At 63.9% G+C, this 2,846-nt stretch carries 2 protein-coding genes and 1 pseudogene; all 3 read left to right on the top strand.

All coding sequences use genetic code 11. The features are described 5' to 3' along the window. Positions 1–439, top strand: a pseudogene (locus tag EN750_RS27520) (beta-ketoacyl-ACP synthase II); the annotation flags it as partial. A 102-nt stretch (positions 440–541) separates the two neighbouring features. Continuing rightward, the gene (gene mltG / locus EN750_RS27515) at positions 542–1,792 is read left to right on the top strand and encodes an endolytic transglycosylase MltG (RefSeq protein ID WP_127398565.1); all 1,251 of its coding nucleotides are present in this window, start codon (positions 542–544) and stop codon (positions 1,790–1,792) included. A 155-nt stretch (positions 1,793–1,947) separates the two neighbouring features. After that, positions 1,948–2,838 carry a YicC/YloC family endoribonuclease gene (locus EN750_RS27510; protein ID WP_013532513.1) on the top strand — a complete coding sequence of 297 codons (891 nt, stop codon included), beginning with the start codon at positions 1,948–1,950 and terminating at the stop codon, positions 2,836–2,838. Positions 2,839–2,846: the final 8 nt, after the last annotated feature.

The following is a 2,846-nucleotide window of genomic DNA, read 5'->3' as shown; positions in this document are numbered from 1 at the left end:
TCACATCACCGCGCCCGCGGAGGATGGCGATGGCGCCTTCCGTTGCATGACGGCGGCACTGAACCGGGCCAAGTTGACGCCGGCCGATGTCGACTACATCAACGCGCACGGCACCTCGACCATGGCCGACACGATCGAGCTCGGCGCGGTCGAGCGGCTTGTCGGCAATGCCGCATCGAAGATTTCGATGTCGTCGACCAAGTCGTCGATCGGCCATCTGCTTGGGGCGGCGGGTGCCGCCGAAGCGATCTTCTCGATCCTTGCCATCAGGGACAATGTCGCGCCGCCGACCATCAACCTCGACAACCCGGAACGCGAAACCGCGATCGACCTGGTGCCGAACAAGCCGCGTGCCCGCCAGATCGACGTTGCGCTGTCCAATTCCTTCGGCTTTGGCGGGACCAACGCGTCGCTGGTCTTCCAGCGCTACAATGGCTGATCGTCCGGCTGCCGGGCGGCGCTTCGGCGTGCCGTCAATTTTGCCATATTCGCCCCTACTCTGCCGCTGGGGATTCGTTGGGCGATCAAACGGTAGGGCGAAATGAACACAAATCCGGCAGGCAACGGAGAATTCGGGCAACGGCCGCCGACATCCGGCCCGATCGTGCCGAAAACGGCCAGCGAAGCGTTGCGGCCGGAGGCTGGCACGCCGCCGCCGAAGCGCTCGCGGGCGTCACGCAGCCAGGTCGTCGTGTTCATGAACTTCGTCATCTCCTCGGTGATGCTGGTGGTTCTGGCGGCCGGCGTCGCGGTCTATTTCGGCAAGCAGGAATTCACCGAACCCGGACCTTCGGCCAATGGCGACACCTTCCTGGTCAAGCCGAGCACCGGCGTCCAGGATATCGCCGACCAGCTCGAACGCCGCGGGTTGATCAGCGACGCCCGGGTATTCCGCCTTGGCGTGCGGGCCTTCGGCAATGATTCCGCGCTGAAAGCCGGCGAGTACGAGATCAAGCCCAGGGCATCCATGCGCGATATCATGGAGCTTCTGAAGAGCGGCAAGTCGGTGATGTATTCGCTGACCATTCCTGAAGGACTGACGGTCGACCAGGCATTGCAGCGCATCGCCGAGGAGAATGCCTTGAGCGGCGACATGCCGGCAACCACGCCGCCGGAGGGCAGCCTCGCCACCGACACGCTGCGCTTCACGCGCGGAGCGACACGCCAGCAGATGGTCGACAAGCTGCTGGCGGATCAGAAGAAGCTGGTCGACGATGTCTGGCAGCGGCGCGCGCCTGACCTGCCGCTGGCCAACGTCGAGGAGTTCGTCACGCTGGCCTCGATCGTCGAGAAGGAGACGGGCAAGGGTGACGAGCGTTCGCGAGTTGCCGCCGTCTTCCTGAACCGGCTTGCCAAGGGCATGCGCCTGCAATCCGATCCGACCATCATCTACGGGCTGTTCGGCGGCAAGGGAAAGCCGGCGGATCGGCCGATCTACCAGTCGGACATCCAGAAACAGACGCCCTACAACACCTATGTGATCAATGGCTTGCCGCCGACGCCGATCGCCAATCCGGGTCGTGCAGCGCTGGAGGCGGTGGCCAATCCGTCGAAGACCGCCGACCTCTATTTCGTTGCCGACGGCACCGGCGGGCACGTCTTTGCCGCGACGCTGGACGAGCACAACGAGAACGTCGCCCGCTATCGCGCGTTGCTGAAGAAGCAGGCCGATGATGCCGCCAAAGCCGCCAAGACGACTGGCACCGGCGACAGCAATGCCGTCGAACCCGCTGGCAGTGGGCCGGCTGACGGTGCCGACGACAGCGGCGGTGACGCGGGCGCTGCCCAGTAAATGAAGAAAGGCGTTGCCCGGCAGGCAACGCCCTGACATTTGGAAGAGCGCCGCGCGTCCGGTTTCGACGCGCCTGCGGCGCAGTCTTTTTCAAGCCGCACTCGCTCTGTCCGGAAAGCCGGTTCAGGGCGATGTGCAAGGGACGTGTGGGCGATATGAATTTGCAGAGCATGACCGGTTTTGCACGTGCCGTCGCCGAGCACGAAGGCACCTCGATCGCCTGGGAGGTCAAGTCCGTAAACGGCAAGAGCGTCGAGGTACGGCTGCGGCTGCCGCAAGGCTTCGAGCGGTTGGAACCTGCTGTCCGGCAAATACTTCAGAAACGTTTTGCACGCGGCAATTTCCAGGCGACGCTGACCATCGGCCGTGCCGTTGGCGCGCAGGCGCAGCCGGTCGTCAACGAAGCCTTCCTGAAGGACCTTGCTGGGCTCGCCAAACGGCTGCAGGAGCAATTCGGCGTTGCTGCGGCGACGTCGGATGGATTGCTTTCGCTGCGCGGCGTGCTCGACATTCCTGAAACCGTCGAAACCGAGGAGGCGAGGGCCGCGCTCGATGCCGCGATCATGGCCGCGCTCGAAGTGGCCTTGAACGGGCTCGAACAGGCACGGCAGGGCGAAGGAGCCGCGCTGGCTTTGCTGTTGTCGGGTCATATCGACACGATCGAGGCGCTGACGCTGCGGGCAGAAGTGGATCCATCCCGCGAGACCGCGGTGATCCGCGAACGCATCGCCGAGCAGGTCAGGCTGCTGATGGACGCTTCCGCCAATCTGGATGCCACCCGACTGCATATGGAGGCGGCGTTCCTGGCCACCAAGGCCGATATTCGCGAAGAGATCGACCGGCTGAAAACGCATGTCGCATCCGGCCGGGCACTGCTGGTGGGCGGCGGCGCGGTCGGTCGCAAGCTCGATTTTCTGGCACAGGAATTTAACCGCGAATCGAATACGCTGTGTTCCAAATCGAATGCCGCAGCCATCACCGCGATCGGCCTGGACCTGAAGGCGGTGGTCGACCAGTTTCGTGAACAGATCCAGAATCTGGAGTAGCCGATGGT

Source organism: Mesorhizobium sp. M7A.F.Ca.ET.027.03.2.1 (assembly GCF_003999175.1).
In the GTDB taxonomy this organism is placed as follows: Bacteria; Pseudomonadota; Alphaproteobacteria; order Rhizobiales; family Rhizobiaceae; genus Mesorhizobium.
Note: the sequence above shows the minus strand (reverse complement) of the source record. Positions and strands in the feature narration are given on the sequence as shown.